The sequence below is a fragment of the Teredinibacter turnerae T7901 genome, assembly GCF_000023025.1.
In the GTDB taxonomy this organism is placed as follows: domain Bacteria; phylum Pseudomonadota; class Gammaproteobacteria; order Pseudomonadales; family Cellvibrionaceae; genus Teredinibacter; species Teredinibacter turnerae_B.
This window is the reverse complement of record NC_012997.1, coordinates 5,029,211-5,049,624: the sequence shown is the minus strand read 5'-3', so window position 1 is coordinate 5,049,624 and position 20,414 is coordinate 5,029,211. Positions and strand designations below refer to the sequence as shown.

Here is a 20,414-nt window from a genome sequence, read left to right as displayed (position 1 = left end):
CGGCAGTATAAAGCAGGTTTGCCGAACAATTCGAGGGCCAGATTTATTCAGGGGGAAGTGGCAGGGTGCGAGAGCGGCGTAGACCGTCGTAGCTGTAGATGGCGAGTGCGACCCAGATCAGGGCGAAGGTCACAGCCATTTGCCACACCAGCGGTTCGCGGAACCAGAAAATGGCCAGCAAAAATACGATGCTGGGCGCCAGATACTGGATAAACCCGATGGTGGAGTATTTAAGTCGAGACACGCCGGACGCGAACAAGAGCAAGGGAATGCTGGTGATCGGGCCAGCGGCCATGAGTGCCACGGCGAACCCTGGTCTGCCGGTGGCCTCGATAAAAGAGAGCTTCTCGGAGAACCATCCAAAATAGACCAGTGTGGGCGGCAACAACAGCAAGGTTTCGATAAACAGACCTTCCAGTGCTCCCACTTGTACGATTTTTCGCATCAACCCGTAAAAGCCGAACGCGAATGCGAGTGTGAGGGAAATTACCGGCAGCTTGCCGAGGGTAATAATTTGCAGCAACACAGCGGCAGCCGCGAGCGACACCGACACCCACTGCATGCGACGCAGCTTTTCGCCGAGAAAGAGGAGCCCAAATAGCACGTTAATTAACGGATTGATGTAATAGCCGATACTGGTATCCAGCAAGCGGTCATTGTTGGACGCCCAGATAAATACGATCCAGTTAATGGCGATAAACACCGCGGCGGCGCTGAGTACAAGGAGTGTGCGGAGATTGCATAAATGCGGCCAGATATTTTTCCAGCGCCCCAGGGGAATGAGTACCAGCCCGGTAAATAACACCGACCAGATAATGCGGTGGACGAATATCTCGCCCTCAGGAATAGCATCCATCGCTTTGAAATAGAGTGGGACAAAGCCCCAGCAGCCGTAAGCACCTACTGCGAAGAGCAGGCCTTTGGCGGTCTCACTTTGCAAAACTGGTGATTCCTTATTCAGTTGACGTGTTAAGTGTCACTCTGGCATGTAACTCTATTGCGAAACCGAGCGGACGAATGAGCGCGCTAACTTTACCGGTTTCAATGCGGGGAAACAATCGCCGTGCCGGGTTTGGGGATACCGGGTCGACTGGTTACAATGCACGCCTTACAGCGCCTATCCGTTATGATTTTCTATGAATTCCACTTGGTTTGTTTACATGGTGTGTTGCGCGGACCAAACACTTTACACGGGAGTCACTACCGACCCGGACCGGCGCCTGGCGGAGCACAACGGTATCGGTCGTGGTGCCCGCTACACACGCGTGCGCCAGCCAGTCACACTTGTTTACTGTGAGCCCGCAGATAACCGCGCTGCTGCCTGTCGTCGGGAAGCGGCCATTAAGGCGCTGCCACGACGGGCTAAAATGGCATTAATTCACAGTGCTACAAATTGTCGGTAATTTCCGTACAATGGCGGCCGCCCTTACCCGGGGTATTAAAGTAAGCGTTCCAGCAGGCTGAGTAATATGTCCGAATTTGTGCAGGGCCAGCGTTGGGTGGTCGATTCCGAACCTGAGTTGGGGTTGGGTATTGTCACCGGTGTCGAGGCTCGTACCGTTTCCATCTTCTTTCCTCAAGGCGAGTGTGAGCGCAACTATGCCACCGCCCAAGCCCCTCTCACCCGAATTCAGTACAACATCGATGACCGCATAGAGCTCGCCGACGGCAGCGAAGCGAAGGTTGTGCACGTGCATGAACAGGGCGGGCTGCTGATTTACGATATCGGCGGCGATCGCCTGGTGCCGGAGACCATGCTGGCGGCAGAAGTCAGCCTGAATCAACCGCTGGTGCGTTTATTGACCGGGCAGCTGGATGCACCCAAATGGTTCTATTTCCGCCGTCAGCTGGATGCCGCCATGGGCAAGACCTGGCAGTCGCGACTGGGCGGCTTACTCGGCGTGCGCGCTAATCTTATTCCGCATCAATTGTATGTTGCCTGGATGGCGTGTGAGCACGAGAAGGTCCGAGTGCTTCTGGCAGACGAAGTGGGACTGGGTAAAACCATTGAAGCCGGCATGATCTTGAGTCGTCTGCTCAAATTCGAGCGGGTGGCGCGTGCGCTAATTCTGGTGCCGGATGCCTTGCAGGTGCAATGGCTGGTGGAGCTGGTGCGCAAGTTTGGTTTGATGCCGGTGTTGTTCAGTGACGAAGAGCACGATTTCAGCAGCGGCCAGATCCATATCGTGCCGCACTCTCGCGCAGATGCATTGTCGGTCGAACTGCAGGCGGCGGAGTTCGACATTACTATTGTCGACGAGGCTCACCACATATTGCCAGAAAGCGAGGCGTTCGTTTGCTTGGAAGCGCTCTCTGCTACCAGTGACCACTTGGTGTTGCTGACAGCCACACCCGAGCAGCTCGGCGCCGAGAGCCATTTCGCCCGCCTGCAGTTACTCGATCCCGCCAAATTTTCCAGTCTCGAGAAACTCCACGAGCAAGAAGCACATTACCAGTCGTTGAATCAGCGGATTCGCGCGCTGCCGGCTGGCCGTGATGCCCTGATTGAAGAGTATCACCTGGCCAAAGATATCAGCGACCAGGCGCTGGTGGATCAATTGCTCGACAGCCACGGTGTAGGTCGGGTGATGTTTCGTAACGTGCGCTCGGCGATTGCCGGCTTTCCGCAACGCCAGGCCGTGGCGCACTCACTCAGTGACGATAGCTGGGCAACACGCTTTGAATGGCTGGCGCAATTTAGCCGTGCCCACCCCGACGAAAAGATCCTGGTGATTTGCCGCCAACTGGCACAAGTAAAAGACTGTGAAAACTATTTGTGGCAGAAACACGGCATAGACGCGGCACTTTTCCACGAAGAACAGAACCTTATCGAGCGAGATAAAGCCGCCGCCTATTTCGCCGATTCTGAGCACGGCAGCCAATTGCTGGTGTGTTCTGAAATTGGCAGTGAAGGGCGCAATTTTCAGTTCAGCTGTCACCTTGTTTGCCTTGATTTGCCGGAGCACCCGGATTTGCTCGAGCAGCGCATCGGTCGCCTGGACCGCATTGGTCAGACCCGCGACGTGCATGTGCATGTGCCCTTCGCGGCGCACTCGCGCACCGCACTGCAATTCCAGTGGTTTAACGATGTCCTCCAGTGTGTGGAACAGCAGAACCCTGCCGCGGGCCCGGTGCACGACAAAGTGGTGGCTGACGTCGAGGACGATTTGTACAGTGAAGCGGTGTTGACGGAAGAATTGATATCCCAAACCCGTGCACAGGTTGCTGCATTGCAGGCGGAAATCCAGTCCGGCCGCGACGCGCTGCTGGAAATGAACAGCTGCCGTCAGCCATTCGCCGACGAGCTGGCTGCGGGTATCGCAGATTTTGAACAGGATACCCCGCAGGCGCTGGTGGAAACGGCGAGTGATCTGTTGAATTTCCATTTCGAAGCCACGGGAGACGCCAGTTTCAGTCTGATTCCGTCCGATAAGATGTTAATCCCGGCCCTGCCTGGCATTCCGCCTGAAGGCACCGAAATTACCTTCAATCGCGCACTGGCCAGTCATCGGGAAGACCTGCTTTTTATGAGCTGGGATGCCACCTTTATCACTGGTCTATGGGAGCTGCTGCACCATTCGGATCTCGGTTCGGCCTCGGTGGCAACGCTGCCGAGCAAGCAGTTGCCTGCCGGGCACTGCCTGTTGGAAGTGTGTTTTGACGTGGTGATTCAGTCGCGCCTGGCGACGGCGTGTCTGCCTTTCCTGACCAGCCATTCCGTGCGCACCCTGGTGCTCGATATTTCGGATAAGGATCTCTCATCCCTGCTCCCAGAGGAGGCTCTGCAGCAAAATATTCAAGGCGTGAAAAAGCACCTCGCGCGCGATGTGGTGAAGTCCCGCAAAGACGAAATCGGCAAGTGGTACGAAAAAGCGGAGGCATTTGCCGAGCAGCAACAGCAGACCCTGCTGGCGGACGCACTGGAGCAGGCGCGCGCGCATTTCGAGGCGGAAATAACCCGCCTGCGCAACCTCGCCCACAACAATGCAGCGGTGGGGAGGGACGAACTGGTGGCTCTGGAAGAGCGGCGCGATGGGGTATGCAACGCCCTGGAAAAGCATGCCCACTTGCAATTGTCAGCAATCCGCTTAATTGTGATCACGGGCTAGAAACCGGTAAAACTACGTCACAAAAATGGCATTAATTACCGTTTAATGGCGTAAATATACCGTTTGTCGGTGGCGCCTTGTTCACCGAGTACCGCAAGACTTATACCCCTCGCTTAATGAATAGCGGGGTGGTTTATAACAATGCGTTGGTTTCTGGTGGTGATCGTTGGGTTTCTGGGTGCTTGTGCCGGTGTGGAGCAGAATATGTCGGCAAAAATGTATCCTGGTGCGGAGCGAGAACAAGACGAACTGGCGATTGTGTTGGCGAGTAATGGTCCAGCGATGATTGGTGCTATCAACAGCCGTCGCTACGACCGCGTGCACGGCATGAACCCGGTGCAGGACTACCGCCTGTTACCTGGTAAACATGTGGTTCAACTGATTGTGTACGAAGACGCTGTATTTGATAAAGCGGATTTTTCCGTGGGTCGCGCCCAGTCGCTGCAGCAAGTGACGTTGGTGGCGGGACATACCTATCTGCCAAAAGCAGAGATGTCCGATGGGCGCCTTAATTTGTGGCTCGAGGATATGGGGCGCCTGAGCCGTAAGCGCGACTGACTTTGTCGCATTCTTTTTCGCGTCTCAGCCACGAAACCTGCACGGACGTTGTAGAATTCTAAGAGTTCGGCCTTCCGGGCCTGCCCGGCTGGTGAAGCGCCACTGCGCAGCTTTGAGTGCATGTGAGTGCATGTGAGTGCATGTGAGTCCAAGTGAACTCATGTTAATTTATGTGAGCGACGTCGGACTTACCGCTGTTCACCAGTTGAAATTCCACAGATACGAGAACTAGCCCCCAAGGGAATGAGGAGTGGCGTATGGTGACTGTCGGTCGCAATGGCGAAAACCGATTGGATGTTGCGCTCAGTGGTAAGCTCGACACAGAAGGCATGATTGCGGTATTGGACGCCTTGCTGGATAACGCCGAAGGTATGGAAAACGGTGGTGTGCTGTTTGATGTGGTCGATTACCATTTGCCGTCGTTTGGCGCTATCGCCATTGAGCTATGGCGTTTGCCACAGGTGCTGCGACTACTGCGGCGCTTTTCTCACGCGGCGGTGCTGGCCGACCAGACCTGGTTGCAAGCGATGAGCCACTGGAGCGCGGATTTGGTACCTGGGCTCACCATTAAAACTTTTAAACGCAGCGAAAAAGCCGCGGCACGTTTGTGGCTCGAAACTGTCTGCCCGTGATCGAGCCCACGCACGTATCTCTGTTTGAACTATGAGCCTCTCCTGCTTTGACCAACCCCTTTAATACCCTGCGCGACAGGCGCCTCGCAGAAGCAACGCGGGAATTTCACGCCCGCGGAAAATCGGTGGTGCGCTGCCCAACCTGCCAGTTGGCGCAATACGCGTGTATATGCCCTTACCGTCCGGAGTTGAGTAGCCGCAATGAGTTTGTGCTTCTGCTGCACCGCAACGAGGTCTTTAAGCCCACCAATACCGGTCGTTTGATTGCCGATGCACTGCCGGCCAACACGCGCGTAAGCTGCTGGCATCGCACGGAGCCGGAGCCAGAATTGCTGGCACTGCTCGCAGACCCGCAGCGGCACTGTTGTGTTGTGTTTCCGGATGACGGTGATGGTCCGTCGCAAGCCCACGCGCCTTTGGCGGACCCACTGCAACACACGACTTTCCTGCTGCTCGATGGCACCTGGAAACAAGGCAGGCGAATGCTGCGCCTGAGCCGCTGGCTGGATCAGGTGCCGCGGCTCACCCTGCCTGACGCCCTGGTGCGCGGCTATGCCGTGCGCAAGTCATTGCACGAGCATCAGTTGGCCACCGCGGAAGCCGGTGCGCTGTGCCTTGCGCTTGCCGGCGAAACGGCGCAGTCAGAGACGCTTCTCGATTATTTTTCACTGTTTAATCTGCACTACAAAGCGACGCGCGGTTGTTGTCCTGCGCCCCTCGGTGACTTACATCAGCGCTTACTCCGCAAACGGGGTTAATGCGGGCTTTTAATCGTTGACGACTCGCTTAAAATAGCCGCCTAAAGCAACAATAAAAACATCACAGTGAGTGAAGTCATGGCCCAATCCTCGCGCGCGCGTGCGCGTTACACGCCTTGGTGGTTACCTACCGCTTTAATTCTGTTACTGGCACTGTGTCTGGTGCTGCTAGCGCTGCTGGTTGTGGATCGCTCTACCTCCGTTCAAGTTCAGTCCCCAGGCCAGCAGGTGGCGGATGAGGGGCAGCGCTTGCATTGGAAGATGGTGACCACCTGGCCAAAAAACTTTCCTGGCCTGGGTTTAGCACCGGAAAATTTTGCGCGCCTGGTGGAAGAGCTCAGTGATGGCCGCTTGCAGATAACCGTGCATGGTGCCAACGAAATTGTGCCCGCTATGGGGGTGTTCGGTGCGGTGTCGTCCGGCAGTGTGCAAATGGGCCACGGCGCCGCCTATTATTGGAAAGGCAAGATTCCCGCCGCGGTATTTTTTACCACGGTGCCGTTTGGGATGAATGCGCAGGAGTTGAACGGTTGGCTGCATTACGGCGGTGGCATGGCGCTTTGGCGGGAGGCGTATGCGCCATTTAACCTGGTGCCCTTCGCCGCTGGCAACACCGGCGTACAAATGGGGGGCTGGTTTAACAAAGAGATCAACTCCATTGCCGATATTCAGGGGCTCAAAATGCGGATTCCTGGTCTGGGCGGCGAGGTATTTACCCGTGCTGGGGGAGAGGCGGTCAATATTCCTGGTGGTGAACTCTATACGGCGCTGCAGTCAGGCGTGATCGATGCTACCGAATGGGTTGGCCCCTATAACGATCTGGCGTTCGGTTTTCACCAGATCGCCAAGTATTACTACTACCCCGGCTGGCACGAGCCGGGCCCGACGCTGGAAATTATCGTCAACAAAGACGCCTACGCCAGTTTGCCTGCGGATTTGCAGGCGGTGGTCGAAGTGGCGGCGCGTGCAGTGAACCAGGATATGCTCGATGAGTACACGGCGCGGAACAATGCTGCCCTGGAAGAGTTAGTCGAGCGCCATGGGGTTCAATTGCGGGCATTCCCTCCGGCCGTACTGGCGGAGTTCAAGCGCCAATCGGCAACGCTGTATGAGGAAATGTCGCAAAAAGACCCGCTGTTTGCGAAGGTATATGCGTCCTATGCGGCTTATCTGAATGCGGTGCGCGGCTATCACGCATTAACGGAAGAGGCTTACTTCGAAGCCCGCTAGCACGGGCTCAAGTCGCTGACCGGGCGGTGTGTTCTGCTAGTCGTAGCTGCGCCCGGTAAACGCACGGTTTTAACCCTGCGGGATAGGTCGGGTGCGGCCATTGTCGTCTATAGCGACATAGACAAATTCACCTTCAGTGACTTTTTGCTGTTCGGTACGATGATAGGTTTTCACCCAGACTTCAATTAGCGTTTTAATCGACGCACGCCCAACCTCAAGTACTTCGCAGTAACAGCTAACTGTGGCACCCACGGGAACCGGACGCAGAAAAGCCATCGCGCCAACTGCGACTGTAGTTACGCGACCACGGGCAATTTCTCTGGCGGCGATTGCACCGCCCAGATCCATTTGCGACATGAGCCAGCCACCGAAAATGTCGCCATTGGAATTGGTATCCGCCGGCAATGCCAGTGTTTGTAGTACCAGTTCGCCATTTGGCGTTGGGTCTTCGTCTATATTTGCCATACCAACTTCCTACGATGATTATTATTTGGAGCCTTGCTTCAAAACCTTGTATGCATTGGCGCTGTTATATGTGCAGGCGTGACGGTAACCAAGTGGCCAGTTCGGGCCACAATGCGAGCAGCAGCAATAACAGCAGTTGCAGCCCGATAAACGGCATAACACCCCGGTAGATTGCGCTGGTGGGCAGGCTTGCTGGCGCCACTCCGCGCAAGTAAAAGAGCGCAAAGCCGAAGGGCGGTGTTAAAAAAGAAGTCTGCAAGTTTATCGCAATCATTATGCCAAGCCATATGGGATCGATACCCATGGCCAGTAATACCGGCCCGACAATTGGGATGACCACGAAGGTGATCTCAATAAAGTCGAGTATAAAACCCAGCAGAAATATGGCGAGCATGACCAGTAATACCGCAGATGCCCGCCCACCGGGAAGATCCTCAAACAACCCCTGCACCAGAGTGTCGCCGCCTAGCCCCTGAAATACCAGAGAAAACAACGAAGCTCCCAGCAAAATGGCGAATACCATCGCGGTTACCTGGGTTGTGGACAACACGACGGCGCGCAGAGTTTCAATATTCAGTTGCCGGTGAAGCGCCGCGAGGCCTATTGCCGCCACCGCGCCTACCCCTGCGGCTTCGGTGGGTGTGGCGATCCCCCCGATAATCGAGCCGAGAACCAAAACAATCAGCAGTATGGGTGGCAAAATACCAATCAGCAATTCGCGCGCGCTAACCCGGTGCTCGTCGCAAAAAGCCGGTGCAGCGGCGGGTCGTAAGCGCCCGACAACCATCAAATAGACCAAGTACAGCAGAACCAAGAGCAGACCAGGCAGCAGTGCCCCCACAAAAAGGTCGCCGACAGAAACAGGTTTGGCGTTAAATACCCCTTGTGCGAGTTGTGCTTGCTGATAGGCACTGGAGAGAACATCTCCCAAAAGCACCAACGCAATGGAGGGGGGAATAATCTGCCCCAGGGTGCCAGTTGCGCAAATGGTACCCGCAGCGAGTGCCGGGTCGTAACCGCGCTTTAACATGGTCGGCAAGGACATCAGCCCCATGGTTACTACGGTTGCGCCCACAATGCCTGTCGATGCGGCCATCAGCACTCCCACCACAATAACCGCTAACCCCAGGCCGGCAGGTAAGCGCGCGCAGGCGTGACCCATTTTTTCGAGCAGCTGCTCGGCGATTTTGGATTTCTCCAGCATTACGCCCATAAACACGAACAGTGGTACCGCAATCAAAGTGGTATTGGTGAGCGTGCCGTTATAAATACGATCTGGGTATAGGAGCAGCAACTGAATGTCGAGCTCACCGAGCAGGCTGGCGACAGCGGCGAACAGCAACGCGGTTCCGGCGAGGGTAAAAGCCACCGGGTAGCCCAGCATCAGGGCACCGCAAACGACGAGAAACATGATAATTGGCAGGAATTCGAGCACAGGCTTGTCTTATTGTTGTAATGGGAGTTGTTTTTAATCCCATGTGATACGGATGACAGCTTTTGCCACATTGCTGAACGCTTGTACAGCGAGCAGGGCGCCAGCCAGCGGCAGTAGCGTTTTCAGTACAAACACCAGTGGTAAACCACCAGGGTCTGCCGAGGTTTCGCGTATTTGCCAGGCGTTAAGCGTAAACTCCAGGCTCACAAAGGCCAAAAACAAGGCAAATGGCAACAGAAAAACTACGCCGCCAAGGGCGTCGATCCACGCTTTTTGCTGGGTGGTAAAGCGGTTATAGAACACGTCGACGCGCACATGTTTGTCGTGCAGGACATTGAAGCCGAGGCACAAACTGAGCACCGTGGCGTGCAAATACACTACGGATTCTTGCAGCGCGATAGAGCCAATGCCGAGCAGGCTACGCAGAATAACGATAAGCGCGACCAGCAGCACCATCGCGAGGGTAAGCCAGGAAAGCGTAGTGCCAATAGCGTGACTAAGCTTATCGAGTTGTTGCGCGAGTCGTTTTACTGGCGAGGGGTGAAGTTCTGACATAGCCCTGTGTCATCGTTATTTTTATTTGAGATCTGGATTATAAACGTTCGTCGTGTCAGGTATACAGGGTGCTGATAGCGTCCCGAGGGGTTAAATAGAGGGAAACCGCGACAATTGTCACTGTCAGCACACGTTTGCATAGCGGTGGTTTATAGTCGAAAAGTTGTCACATAACTGTCATAAAACAGACCTACTATGCGGGCGCACAAGGGCCTGTTTAGATTGAGCGCCAAACTGAACACCGCAATGGATGGTGTAGGTGCATCCGAGTGCGTTATGTCTTAAATAAATGTCTCAGACATTGGCGATTTTGGCTTAAAGGCGTTGTCTGCAGAAGAGACCAGACGACTGATTGGCTAAACAGCCAGGTTAACTAGGGTTACCCAGAGGTGCGGCTAACGCCGGCGCACCCCAAAAATTAACAAACACGCATCTCGTAAGGAGATTAATGTGAAAAAGCTTTTGGTTTGGACTTTCGCTGCTGCAACCACAATGGCAGCATCCTCGGCATTTGCTGCTCGGGATTCCATTAGTATTGTGGGGTCATCGACCGTATTTCCATTTTCCAAGGTAGTCGCCGAGCGCTTCGGTCGCGCCACCAAGTTCAAATCCCCCACAGTAGAGTCCACCGGTACCGGTGGCGGTTTCAAACAGTTTTGTGGCGGTGTTGGGGTGAACTTCCCCGATATGTCCAACGCATCTCGTCGTATCAAACAGGCGGAGCTGGACAACTGTAAAGCTAACGGTGTGACCGATATTGTTGAAGTACTGATCGGTTATGACGGAATCGTGATTGCCAATTCCGTAAAGGCCAAGCAAATGAAACTGAGTCGCAAGGACTTGTTTCTGGCGCTCGCCAAGAAAGTGCCAAACCCAAGCGGTGGCGACACGCTGGTGGACAACCCCTATAAAACCTGGAAAGACGTAAACCCCACGCTGCCCGCAATCAAAATTGAAGTGTTGGGCCCTCCCCCCACCTCCGGCACCCGCGATGCGTTTGTAGAGCTGGCAATGGAAGGCGGCTGTAGCCAGTTTTCGTTTATCAAGGCGTACAAGTCCAGTGATAAAAACCGCTTCAAAGAAGTGTGTCATATTCTGCGCGAAGACGGCGCATTTATCGAAGCCGGTGAAAACGACAATCTGATCGTGCAGAAATTGAATGCCAACCCGAATGCACTGGGTATTTTCGGCTTCAGCTTCCTGGATCAGAACGCCGACAAGGTACAGGCATCATACGTGGACGGCAGCTTGCCGACCTTCGATACCATCGCTGATGGCGCTTACCCGGTATCTCGTCCACTGTACTTCTATGTTAAAAAGGCGCACATCGGCCTGATTCCTGGGATCGAGCAATTCCTGGCGGAGTTCACCAGCGAAAAAGCCTGGGGTGACGAAGGCTACCTGTCGGAAAAAGGCTTGATTCCACTGGATGAAGACCGTCGCGCGACTATCGCCAAGCGTGTTAAAGCGCTCGATAGCCTTAAGTCGCTATAAGGCTGGTTTTGCAGTAAACGATGCAGGCCCTTGAAAGGGCCTGCTTTTTCGATTTAAATGCCCGCCCCAATCGCCTCGAATACATTATTCCCCCGAGAGGATTTATGAACAGCTGGGTCCTAATTGTGTTAATGGCCGCGCTGTGCGCCACCATATTCGTCGCAGGTCGCAGCCGTTCTCTGAATGTCGCCACCGGTGTTGGTGGTACCCGCTATTTGAATTCCCTGCCGTTTTATTACGGTATGCTCAGCGCATTGTGGGCAATCCTGCCGGCTCTGGTGCTGGTGACCCTGTGGAAAATATTCGACGGTCAGATTATCGAGCACATTGTTATCAGCGAACTGCCTGATGATGTGGTGTTCGAGGACGCCTCCCAGCGCGGCCTGATGCTCAACCAAATCTACAATATTATGAATGGTCAGCTCAGTGCGGATGCTGCGCCGGCCTATCTCGCCGATTCCGTTGCCCGCCTGCAAGCGCTGAAGGCGCATGCGGATTTACTGGTGGCGGTGCTGGTCGTGATGATGATGGTTGGGCTCGGTGGTTTCGCCTGGTGGCGCATCAATCCGCAACTGCGGGCGCGGGCGCAGGTTGAAAACGTCTTCCAGCTGGTGCTTCTTGGGTGTTCTTCACTCGCCATTCTCACCACGATTGGCATTGTGATGTCGGTGCTGTGGGAATCCCTGCGCTTCTTTCATGCTGTGCCGATTACCGATTTCCTGTTCGGTCTTGAGTGGAGCCCGCAAACGGCGATTCGCAAAGATCAGGTGGCCGGCAGCAGTAGCTTTGGTGCGGTGCCTTTGTTCGCCGGTACCCTGTTGATAGCCGGTATCGCCATGCTGGTTGCGGTGCCAACTGGCCTGATGTCAGCAATTTACCTTTCCGAATACGCGCATAAGAAAGTGCGCGCAATTGTGAAGCCCTTGCTCGAGGTGCTCGCCGGTATTCCCACTGTGGTCTACGGCTTCTTCGCGGCAATTACGGTGGCGCCGTTTATTCGCGATACTGCGGTGTCCATGGGCCTCGACAACTATATGGCGGTTACTTCCGAAAGCGCCCTCGCCGCTGGCCTGGTGATGGGGGTCATGATTATTCCGTTTATTTCATCCCTGTCGGACGACGTGATTAATGCGGTGCCGCAATCGTTGCGCGATGGCGCGCTCGGCTTGGGTGCGACCCGTTCCGAGGTGATCCGTCAGGTAGTCATTCCTGCAGCCTTGCCGGGTATTGTGGGCGGCGTGTTGCTGGCTGTTTCCCGGGCCATTGGCGAAACTATGATTGTGGTAATGGCTGCAGGCCTGGCAGCGAAACTAACCGCTAACCCGCTGGATTCTGTGACTACTGTCACCGTTCAGATTGTGACGCTGCTGGTCGGCGACCAGGAGTTCGACAGCCCCAAAACTCTGGCGGCATTTGCGTTGGGCTTGATGCTCTTTATCGTTACTCTGGCACTTAACTACGTGGCTCTCCACGTTGTGAGGAAATATCGTGAACAGTACGAATAGCGCTGAAAAGCCCACTACCGCAGAGCTGGTTGAGCGCAGTCTGGCGAAACGCCGGGCATCCGAATGGCGTTTTAAGCAAATGGGCCGCGCCTCGGTGGCGGTCGGGATTATCGCCCTGCTGATTTTGTTTACCCAGATTATCGGGAATGGGATTGGTGCGTTTCGCCAGAGCTTTATTCACATGGAGATCGAGTTTGACCCGGATACCCTGGGTATGACTGAGGTGAACCACGAGCAATTAGCGCTGGCCAATTTCGATGGCATTGTACGCAACGGTTTGCGCGAGCTTTTCCCCGAGGTAAAAGGTCGTCGTGAGAAGCGCGAGCTCTACTCTATTGCCAGCTACGGTGCGGGATTTAAATTGCGCGATATGCTCGCTGCAGACCCTGGCCTGCTAGGTCAGCGGGTTTCAGTTAAGCTGTTGGTGGACGACGATGTCGACACTTACGTGAAGAGTCTTCGCGCGGGCGACCCCTATGAAGACAGGATCAGCGAAGCCCAGCGCAAGCGAATCGATAAGCTGCTGGAAAGTGGTGCGCTCAAACTGGACTTTAACACCGGGTTTTTCACTTCGGCAGATTCGGCAGAGCCAGAACAGGCCGGCATTCTCGGTGCTCTGCTCGGCAGTTTATTCACCCTGCTGGTTACCGGTTCGTTATCGTTTCCCATTGGTGTGGCAGCGGCTATTTATCTGGAAGAGTACGCCAAGCGCAGCAGGCTGACAGACTTTATCGAGGTTAATATCAATAACCTTGCCGCTGTGCCGTCAGTTATTTTCGGTTTGTTGGGGCTGGCGATATTTCTGAACTTCTTCAATATGCCACGCTCAATGCCGTTGGTGGGCGGTTTAGTGCTGACTTTGATGACGCTGCCAACCATTATTATTTCCAGCCGTGCGGCAATCAAAGCGGTACCGCCGTCCATCCGCGAGGCTGCTTTGGGTATGGGGGCATCCAAGATGCAGATGATTCTGCAGCATGTGTTGCCACTGGCGATGCCGGGCATGCTTACCGGCGCGATCATCGGGATGGCTCAGGCTCTGGGGGAGACGGCTCCTCTGTTAATGATCGGCATGGTGGCGTTTATCGCAGAAGTTCCTGCGGGAATTACCGATCCGGCCACCGTGCTGCCGGTACAGATTTTCCTCTGGGCCGACAGCCCGGAGCGCGCATTCGTCGAGCGCACGTCGGCAGCCATTATGGTATTGCTCGCGTTCCTCATCACTATGAACACTCTGGCTATCTGGCTGCGCAGGCGGCTTGAGCGTCGCTGGTAAGGGCAGAGCAGGATTGAATCATGGATATTTCTGAAGAGAAAAGCGCTACGCTTATAGCGGAACACGATCGAACAGAGGCTCCGAAAATGACAGAAAATACCACCGCAAAACAGGTGGCCGATATGAAGGCTGAGCACGCCACGACTGTCGGCAAACCACTGGTGGACAATGCCAAAATGTCGATGCGCGGCGTAGACGTTTTTTATGGCGATAAACAAGCGGTATTCGGAGTCGACCTGGATATCGGCGAAAACGAAGTGATCGCCATGATCGGGCCGTCAGGTTGTGGTAAATCTACTTTCCTGCGCTGCCTGAACCGCATGAACGACACTATCGAAATCTGTCAGGTGAAGGGTGAAATCTCCCTCGACGGGCTCAACGTGTACGATCCAAAGCTGGATGTGGTGCCGTTGCGCGCGCGTGTGGGCATGGTTTTTCAAAAGCCCAACCCGTTCCCAAAATCCATCTATGAAAATGTCGCGTACGGGCCCAAAATACACGGTCTTGCGCGGCGTCGCTCGGAGATGGACGAAATCGTCGAAACCAGTTTGCAGCGTGCGGGCCTGTGGGAGGAAGTGAAAGATCGCTTGCACCAGCCCGGTACAGGTCTGTCTGGTGGTCAGCAGCAACGGCTGTGTATTGCGCGCACTATCGCGGTAAGCCCGGAAGTGATTTTGATGGATGAGCCCTGCTCCGCGCTGGACCCGATCGCAACGGCTAAAATAGAAGAGTTGATTGCCGAATTGAGCCAGAATTTTACGATCGCGATAGTGACTCACTCAATGCAGCAGGCTGCACGGGTTTCGCATCGCACCGCCTATTTCCATTTGGGCCGGTTGATCGAGGTGAACAACACCAAGAAAGTATTTACTACCCCCGACCACGAACTGACCGAAGCGTATATCACCGGTCGATTCGGTTAATCTGGTTGTTATTTAAGGAAGCGCTATGGAAAACATGCACCTCGATCAACACATCTCCAAGCAGTTCAATACCGATCTGGAAAAACTCCGGACGGCGGTGTTGGAAATGGGAGGCCTGGTTGAGGGACAACTGGCCGATGCCGTGAAAGCTATCGAGACCGGTAGCATGCGCCTGGCGGAAAAGGTGCAGGAAACCGAAGACGAAGTGAACCAGTACGAAGTGAACATCGATGCCCAGTGCACCGAGGTACTTGCGCGACGCCAACCGGCAGCGTCCGATTTGCGCTTGGTGCTGATTGTTTCCAAAGCGATTCGCGATCTCGAACGGGTTGGCGATGAATCTTCCAAAATTGCGCGCATGGCCATAGAGCTGAGCGACGAAGAAACCGACCCGGATGGGTTTGTTGAATTGCGCCATATGTCCAGCAACGTGCAGAAAATGTTGAACGCAGCGCTGGATGCATTCGCGCGTTTCGATGTACCTGCAGCGCTAAAAGTGATGCGCGAAGACAAACACGTCGATCGCGAATACAAATCCGCGATTCGTGAAATGGTAACCATGATGATGGAAGATCCGCGCAGTATATCGCGGGTGCTGAATGTGATCTGGTCCCTGCGGGCGTTGGAGCGTATTGGCGATCACGCGCGCAATATTGCCGAGCATGTTATCTACCTGGTACGTGGCACCGATGTGCGTCACATTTCTATCAAGGAAATCGAAAAACAGCTCGATCAGGATCAATAAGCTGTCACATTTTTGCAACAAAAATGTAGCAAAACCTTTATAATTCCCGCCGAATTTTCTGCGCTCGCCGAGCGCAGCTATCCGGATCTTGTTAAAGCCACCTTCTGACCGATGAGTTAATGTCTCGCTCGATGCATTGTTCTGTGTCGAGTTTGTCTTTTGTGGAAAAAAACGTCGTTTTATTGATCTGTTCAGCTTGCGCGGGCCAGCGTGTGTGGATAAGCTTTAAAGAACTTGGATAGCTGCGGAATCGGCCGCAGAACGACTCTAAACGAGAAGCGGACACTCACAATGAAGAAGAAACAACTCCTACCTGGTCTTATCGCTCTAACGCTTTCCGGCACCGTCGCCGCCGACCCAGAGATATTCGGTTTAATTCACCTTGTTACCCAGTATCACGAAACCACTGACACCGTGACGGATGAGTCTGAGTCTGTGGTGGAGCTAGAGAGCTTTTTTTCGCGTTTAGGCGTTCGTGGCAGCGAAAAACTGGATAACGGCCTGGAAGTGTTTTATCACTACGAGTTGGGTATAGAGCCGAATGACAATGTGACTTGGACCAAGCGCAATAGCTTTTTAGGTGTCAAAGGCGATTTTGGTCGCCTTGCGTTTGGCCGGTTCGATACGCCGTTTAAACGCTCACAAGGGAAAGTGGACATTTTTGGCGATCAGGTTGGCGATATTGCGCAGGTTATCACCATCAACGACAACCGCCTAACCAACATGGTGGAATATACAACGCCTAACACGCTGAACGGATTGCAGTTCAAAGGCCTGGTGCTGTTGCGCGAAGACCCGGAGCTGGAAGACGGTTATGGCGGTTCCGCAAGTTACACTAAGGGTGATTTTTACGTGGCACTGGCTTTGGACAGTGATATCGAAGAGGTGGATACGTCTGCGGTGCGGGTTTCCTCTACCTACCAGATAGGCCCGGTTCAATTGGGTGGAATGTACGAGCAGTATTCACCGCAAAATGATGCGGACGATGTGGATGCCAAGCTGGTGTCAGTGAAATACCGCGTCGGCGGGAAATGGGATTTGAAAGCGCAATACGCTATGTCCGACGTGAAGTTTGAGGGCGCGAAGAGTGGTTCCGTCGGTGCGGACTACCACTTGAGCCCGACCTTCAAACTGACCAGCTATCTCACCCGTAACAGTTCTGATGAAACCCCCACCGAAAAATATGCTGGTGTGGGTGGTGTACTGAAATTTTAAAGAATTGACCTATTTCCAAACCCAAAGGCGACTTTTTAGTCGCCTTTTTTATGGCTGTTTGTCGCTTGCTGCCTGGCAGCGGTGATCGAGGTTATCAATTTAACAATCAACATTGCGAAGCTGATAGGTGGTGCTGAAACCGCCGCTGTTATCTGAACGGCGTTGTAATTCATTAAAATTCTTAAAACTTCGCCAATATTTAAAGGGAGCGCGATTAAATAGATAGGCGCATTTATTCAATCGTCGGGTCGATGGGAAACTAAAATCCGGGAATATCAGGAATTTTTTTATCGTATTTCCAGCTATAAGCTAAACTTTTAGTTATTCTTGTCACAGCGTTATGGCGCGAAAATCCCCGACCCAAGAGATGTAAAATGACCATTCGATGTATTTCATTCCTGCTGCTTATTATCGGCCTTACTGCGTGTGACGGGGGCTTGCGCAGCCTCAGCAACTCAGAACTGGCCACCAAGCGGGACGAGTGTATTGCAGGCAATCCAACGTCACCGGGCAAGGTGACCGCCTGCGAGAACATTCGCAAAGAATGCGAGCGTCGCCGCAAGGACGGTAACTTCGCCTGTTAAGGACATGCTCCTAACTGGCAGGCTGTAATTGCGCTAACCGGCGCTCTGCAGCAGCACCAATATCGCCACCTGCTGATGCTGCCTGCTGGTAATAACCTACTGCCTGTTCGCGATTGCCACTTCCCAGTTCGACTTCACCCAGATAAAACACCGCTGTTGCTGTGGGCAGCAGTTGCGCGCTTTGTGTTAACGCCGTGCGTGCCGCTGACCAGTTTTTTTGCTGGGCTTCGCAAATACCGAGGCCAAGGAACCCCATAAAATAGTCTGGATTGCGACTGTTTGCTTCTGCGAACGCGGATTTGGCAGCGGCCGCTTTATCCTGGCTGAACAGTATCTGCCCTTTAGTGATGTAAAAGAGCGATTCGTTGGGTTGCAGTTTGATGGCTTGTTCGGTAAGTGCCAGGGCTTCGTCCATATTCCCTTTGGCGGCCGCTTGCTCGGCGAGTTGGTGCTTGTCGTAGGCCGGCTGGTCCTTTTTCAACTGCGCAATTGCCTCTTGAAAGGCTGCCCGGTTGCGCTTGCCGTCAGGTAAAGTACTGGCCTTCTCGCGATTGCGCGCCACGCGCTCCTCGGATGGCGGGTGACTTGCAAACAGGTTACTGAGCAAATCGCTCTGCTGCCCTTTGCTCAGTGCAACGAATTTTTGTTGCAGCTCCACTGCGGCATCAGGGTCGTAGCCAGCAGACACCATATAGTCGATTCCGTAAAAGTCCGCCTCCAACTCCTGACTGCGACCGTAGTGTGCTTGAAATGCCTGCGCGCCGACCGAAGCTCCAGCACCGATCAACGCAGCTTTATCATCCTCAACCGCAGCACCTGCCGCAACAGTTGCCGCAAGTACCCCGACGCCGAGAATTTGCTGACGGGTCATTTGGTTTGCGCTGTGTTCCGCTGCCGCGTGCACGACTTCGTGTCCGAGTACCGCGGCCAATTGAGCTTCGTCATCCAAGAGCACCAACAATCCGCGGTTCACGGCAATTTTGCCACCTGGCAGGGCCCAGGCATTGGGGACATTGTTGTTGAGCACCACGAATTCGTAGGGCAGTTTTACCTCACTTTGCGCGGCTACCGCCTGACCCACCTGCCTGACATAGACATTGAGATCGGGGTCCACCACATAGCGTCCGCCCTGCTGCTGTTGCGAGGGAATATATTGTTGATTACCCAGGCGGATTTGTTCCGCAACGGGCATCGTCAGTTGCCGTTTACCCGTGACCGGATTGACAGAGCAGGCTGTGGCCAAAGTAGTGACTAAGATAAGCGCAATAAGGGCCCGCAAGTGGTGATGCAGCGTGAGCATATGTTTTCCTTTGCTTTACAAGGTGGTGAGCAGGAACTGTAAACGTCCATTATAATGGCCGCGTTTCGTCCTGTTGATAAAATTGTGACTCCGTTCCACACGCTTTGTTCATTGCTTCTCTCTAGCGAAAGCGCCGAACAATGCCGTGCGAGACGCGGTACGAGTGTCATGTCTCGACAGGAGCGTGAGGCACATTGATTCGAGTACAGTTAGAGAGAGTGAAATGACAGATAACGCGTTGCAGGAAATTAGTTTATTTGCTGGGCAGCAAGCCGACGGGCGGCCGGTGATGGAAACCCTGCAAGTGCGTAAACTCGACGATGGCGCCTTTCAACTGGTTAAATCTCCGGCGTTTGTTCGAGGTATTGCCAGTGGTGATCATATTAAAGTGGATCGCAAGACTGGCAGTTTCACTCTGGTGAAGCGCGCTGGCAATTTATGTATTCGTGTGTTTTCCCGGACCGGTGCAGCGGCGTTGGCAGAACAACTGGTTCCTGAGCTGGAAAAACTGGGCGGCGAACTGGATTACGAGAATGCGCGGATGCTGGTGTTTTCGATCCACGTGAGTTGCGGATTTCAAACCATAGAGGACATCCTTAACCGCTGTCTCGGTGACGATGGCGGCAGTACCTGGATGTACGGTAATGTGTACGATATCGTCGAAGGTCAACAACAGCCGCTTAATTGGTGGCAGGAAATTCTGAAACCACAGTAGCTAATTCCCTCGTTGCGTGTAACTTCTATTACGCCGATAAACATAGCCACCTGTAGAGTGTGGTTATGCACCGTTATAATCTCACCCAAATGAATTAAGAAAAAAACGGCCATGCTGATTGTTATTTCCCCTGCCAAAAACCTAGATTACGATTCTCCAGTTCCTACCGCCAAAAGCACGAAAGCTGCATTGTTGGACGATGCCAGTGAATTGATGGACGGGTTGAAAACACTCGCGCCTCAGGATGTTTCTCAATTGATGGGCATAAGCGATAAGCTCGGCCTGCTGAATTACGATCGCTTTCAGGACTGGCAATTACCGCTTACCAAAAAAAATGCGCGACAGGCGCTGCTGGCGTTTAAAGGCGATGTCTACGTGGGCCTGGACGCTTACAATTTTTCGGCTGAGGATTTCGATTTTGCGCAGCAGCACTTGCGGATTTTATCCGGCCTGTACGGGGTACTTAAACCGCTGGATCTGGTTGCGCCCTACCGACTGGAAATGGGTACCCGCTTCGCGAATGACCGCGGTAAAGACCTCTACGCCTTCTGGGGTGACAAGGTTACCGCAGAGCTCAATAAACCGATCAAAAAGCTCGCCAGCAACACCCTGATTAACCTGGCGTCTAACGAGTATTTTAAATCGGTTAAGCCTGCGCACCTGCAAGCGCAAATTATCACGCCGGTGTTTAAGGACTGGAAAAACGGCACCTACAAAATCATCAGCTTTTTCGCTAAAAAGGCGAGGGGCCGGATGAGCGCCTATATTATTAAGAATCAAATTACCGACCCGGAGTTGATTAAACAGTTTGACTGGGACGGTTATCAATACAACAGCGCTATGTCCGACGCCGGTCAATGGGTGTTTACCCGCAAGCAATAACGGCGAAAGCTCGCGCCTCTGGAAGGGGAACCC

Annotated in this window: 20 protein-coding genes; 15 read left to right on the top strand and 5 right to left on the bottom strand. The window is 53.9% G+C overall.

All coding sequences use genetic code 11. The features are described from left to right. Positions 1-43: 43 nt before the first annotated feature. On the bottom strand, positions 44-940 hold the full coding sequence (rarD, locus tag TERTU_RS20375) for an EamA family transporter RarD (protein WP_015819911.1): 897 nt from the start codon (positions 938-940) through the stop codon (positions 44-46). Between the two features lie 196 nt (positions 941-1,136). Between rarD and TERTU_RS20370 the strand changes: the two genes are divergently transcribed. From TERTU_RS20370 to TERTU_RS20345, 6 genes are all read left to right on the top strand, one after another. Beyond that, positions 1,137-1,403 carry a GIY-YIG nuclease family protein gene (locus TERTU_RS20370; protein ID WP_015820616.1) on the top strand — a complete coding sequence of 89 codons (267 nt, stop codon included), beginning with the start codon at positions 1,137-1,139 and terminating at the stop codon, positions 1,401-1,403. Positions 1,404-1,469: 66 nt separating this feature from the next. Further along, positions 1,470-4,109 (top strand): RNA polymerase-associated protein RapA, encoded by a 2,640-nt coding sequence (locus tag TERTU_RS20365; protein ID WP_015819039.1) that lies wholly within the window; start codon positions 1,470-1,472, stop codon positions 4,107-4,109. Between the two features lie 141 nt (positions 4,110-4,250). Next, positions 4,251-4,667, top strand: coding sequence for a hypothetical protein (locus tag TERTU_RS20360; protein ID WP_015820263.1), 417 nt, complete (start codon positions 4,251-4,253; stop codon positions 4,665-4,667). A gap of 257 nt (positions 4,668-4,924) precedes the next feature. Then, positions 4,925-5,299 (top strand): SpoIIAA family protein, encoded by a 375-nt coding sequence (locus TERTU_RS20355; protein ID WP_015817796.1) that lies wholly within the window; start codon positions 4,925-4,927, stop codon positions 5,297-5,299. Between the two features lie 47 nt (positions 5,300-5,346). Further along, a complete protein-coding gene (locus TERTU_RS20350; RefSeq protein ID WP_015818163.1) occupies positions 5,347-6,057 on the top strand; it encodes a tRNA-uridine aminocarboxypropyltransferase in 711 nt (236 codons plus the stop codon). Positions 6,058-6,135: 78 nt separating this feature from the next. Further along, on the top strand, positions 6,136-7,287 hold the full coding sequence (locus tag TERTU_RS20345) for a TRAP transporter substrate-binding protein (protein WP_015818628.1): 1,152 nt from the start codon (positions 6,136-6,138) through the stop codon (positions 7,285-7,287). Positions 7,288-7,356: 69 nt separating this feature from the next. On the opposite strand, the gene yciA is transcribed toward TERTU_RS20345, so the two are convergent. From yciA to TERTU_RS20330, 3 genes are all read right to left on the bottom strand, one after another. Next, positions 7,357-7,752: an acyl-CoA thioester hydrolase YciA gene (gene yciA / locus TERTU_RS20340; RefSeq protein ID WP_015818158.1), complete on the bottom strand. Its 396-nt coding sequence runs from the start codon at positions 7,750-7,752 to the stop codon at positions 7,357-7,359. Between the two features lie 64 nt (positions 7,753-7,816). Beyond that, positions 7,817-9,163 (bottom strand): TRAP transporter large permease, encoded by a 1,347-nt coding sequence (locus tag TERTU_RS20335; protein ID WP_080516737.1) that lies wholly within the window; start codon positions 9,161-9,163, stop codon positions 7,817-7,819. 57 nt (positions 9,164-9,220) lie between these two features. Next, positions 9,221-9,742, bottom strand: a complete 522-nt coding sequence (locus tag TERTU_RS20330; RefSeq protein ID WP_015819600.1) for a TRAP transporter small permease subunit — start codon at positions 9,740-9,742, stop codon at positions 9,221-9,223. A 450-nt stretch (positions 9,743-10,192) separates the two neighbouring features. Between TERTU_RS20330 and TERTU_RS20325 the strand changes: the two genes are divergently transcribed. The 7 genes from TERTU_RS20325 (at position 10,193) to TERTU_RS20295 (ending at position 17,484) form a co-directional block, all read left to right on the top strand. Then, a complete protein-coding gene (locus tag TERTU_RS20325) occupies positions 10,193-11,236 on the top strand; it encodes a PstS family phosphate ABC transporter substrate-binding protein (protein WP_015820014.1) in 1,044 nt (347 codons plus the stop codon). A gap of 104 nt (positions 11,237-11,340) precedes the next feature. After that, positions 11,341-12,741: a phosphate ABC transporter permease subunit PstC gene (pstC, locus tag TERTU_RS20320; RefSeq protein ID WP_026160564.1), complete on the top strand. Its 1,401-nt coding sequence runs from the start codon at positions 11,341-11,343 to the stop codon at positions 12,739-12,741. Continuing rightward, positions 12,725-14,017 (top strand): phosphate ABC transporter permease PstA, encoded by a 1,293-nt coding sequence (pstA, locus tag TERTU_RS20315; protein WP_015817264.1) that lies wholly within the window; start codon positions 12,725-12,727, stop codon positions 14,015-14,017. Before pstC ends, pstA begins: the two co-directional genes overlap by 17 nt. A gap of 20 nt (positions 14,018-14,037) precedes the next feature. Next, positions 14,038-14,940: a phosphate ABC transporter ATP-binding protein PstB gene (gene pstB / locus TERTU_RS20310; protein ID WP_015817668.1), complete on the top strand. Its 903-nt coding sequence runs from the start codon at positions 14,038-14,040 to the stop codon at positions 14,938-14,940. 25 nt (positions 14,941-14,965) lie between these two features. Further along, positions 14,966-15,685 (top strand): phosphate signaling complex protein PhoU, encoded by a 720-nt coding sequence (gene phoU, locus TERTU_RS20305; RefSeq protein ID WP_015819063.1) that lies wholly within the window; start codon positions 14,966-14,968, stop codon positions 15,683-15,685. A 291-nt stretch (positions 15,686-15,976) separates the two neighbouring features. Then, positions 15,977-16,900, top strand: a complete 924-nt coding sequence (locus tag TERTU_RS20300) for a porin (RefSeq protein ID WP_019602578.1) — start codon at positions 15,977-15,979, stop codon at positions 16,898-16,900. A gap of 374 nt (positions 16,901-17,274) precedes the next feature. Further along, positions 17,275-17,484 carry a hypothetical protein gene (locus TERTU_RS20295; RefSeq protein WP_015820266.1) on the top strand — a complete coding sequence of 70 codons (210 nt, stop codon included), beginning with the start codon at positions 17,275-17,277 and terminating at the stop codon, positions 17,482-17,484. 10 nt (positions 17,485-17,494) lie between these two features. Here TERTU_RS20295 and TERTU_RS20290 read toward each other — a convergent pair whose 3' ends face one another. Then, the gene (locus TERTU_RS20290; RefSeq protein WP_015819856.1) at positions 17,495-18,784 is read right to left on the bottom strand and encodes a M48 family metallopeptidase; all 1,290 of its coding nucleotides are present in this window, start codon (positions 18,782-18,784) and stop codon (positions 17,495-17,497) included. Positions 18,785-19,007: 223 nt separating this feature from the next. Between TERTU_RS20290 and TERTU_RS20285 the strand changes: the two genes are divergently transcribed. Both TERTU_RS20285 and yaaA read left to right on the top strand, forming a co-directional pair. Beyond that, positions 19,008-19,499: a DUF4265 domain-containing protein gene (locus tag TERTU_RS20285; protein WP_015819353.1), complete on the top strand. Its 492-nt coding sequence runs from the start codon at positions 19,008-19,010 to the stop codon at positions 19,497-19,499. 111 nt (positions 19,500-19,610) lie between these two features. Beyond that, positions 19,611-20,381 (top strand): peroxide stress protein YaaA, encoded by a 771-nt coding sequence (gene yaaA, locus TERTU_RS20280; protein ID WP_015818953.1) that lies wholly within the window; start codon positions 19,611-19,613, stop codon positions 20,379-20,381. The last annotated feature ends 33 nt before the right edge of the window (positions 20,382-20,414 follow it).

Coding starts and splice junctions, on each gene's coding strand:
- TERTU_RS20370 (WP_015820616.1), top strand. CDS start 1,137: ATGAATTCCACTTGGTTTGTTTACATGGTGTGTTGCGCGGACCAAACA.
- TERTU_RS20365 (WP_015819039.1), top strand. CDS start 1,470: ATGTCCGAATTTGTGCAGGGCCAGCGTTGGGTGGTCGATTCCGAACCT.
- TERTU_RS20360 (WP_015820263.1), top strand. CDS start 4,251: ATGCGTTGGTTTCTGGTGGTGATCGTTGGGTTTCTGGGTGCTTGTGCC.
- TERTU_RS20355 (WP_015817796.1), top strand. CDS start 4,925: ATGGTGACTGTCGGTCGCAATGGCGAAAACCGATTGGATGTTGCGCTC.
- TERTU_RS20345 (WP_015818628.1), top strand. CDS start 6,136: ATGGCCCAATCCTCGCGCGCGCGTGCGCGTTACACGCCTTGGTGGTTA.
- yciA (WP_015818158.1), bottom strand. CDS start 7,752: ATGGCAAATATAGACGAAGACCCAACGCCAAATGGCGAACTGGTACTA.
- TERTU_RS20335 (WP_080516737.1), bottom strand. CDS start 9,163: ATGTTTCTCGTCGTTTGCGGTGCCCTGATGCTGGGCTACCCGGTGGCT.
- TERTU_RS20330 (WP_015819600.1), bottom strand. CDS start 9,742: ATGTCAGAACTTCACCCCTCGCCAGTAAAACGACTCGCGCAACAACTC.
- pstC (WP_026160564.1), top strand. CDS start 11,341: ATGAACAGCTGGGTCCTAATTGTGTTAATGGCCGCGCTGTGCGCCACC.
- pstB (WP_015817668.1), top strand. CDS start 14,038: ATGGATATTTCTGAAGAGAAAAGCGCTACGCTTATAGCGGAACACGAT.
- phoU (WP_015819063.1), top strand. CDS start 14,966: ATGGAAAACATGCACCTCGATCAACACATCTCCAAGCAGTTCAATACC.
- TERTU_RS20300 (WP_019602578.1), top strand. CDS start 15,977: ATGAAGAAGAAACAACTCCTACCTGGTCTTATCGCTCTAACGCTTTCC.
- TERTU_RS20295 (WP_015820266.1), top strand. CDS start 17,275: ATGACCATTCGATGTATTTCATTCCTGCTGCTTATTATCGGCCTTACT.
- TERTU_RS20290 (WP_015819856.1), bottom strand. CDS start 18,784: ATGCTCACGCTGCATCACCACTTGCGGGCCCTTATTGCGCTTATCTTA.
- TERTU_RS20285 (WP_015819353.1), top strand. CDS start 19,008: ATGACAGATAACGCGTTGCAGGAAATTAGTTTATTTGCTGGGCAGCAA.
- yaaA (WP_015818953.1), top strand. CDS start 19,611: ATGCTGATTGTTATTTCCCCTGCCAAAAACCTAGATTACGATTCTCCA.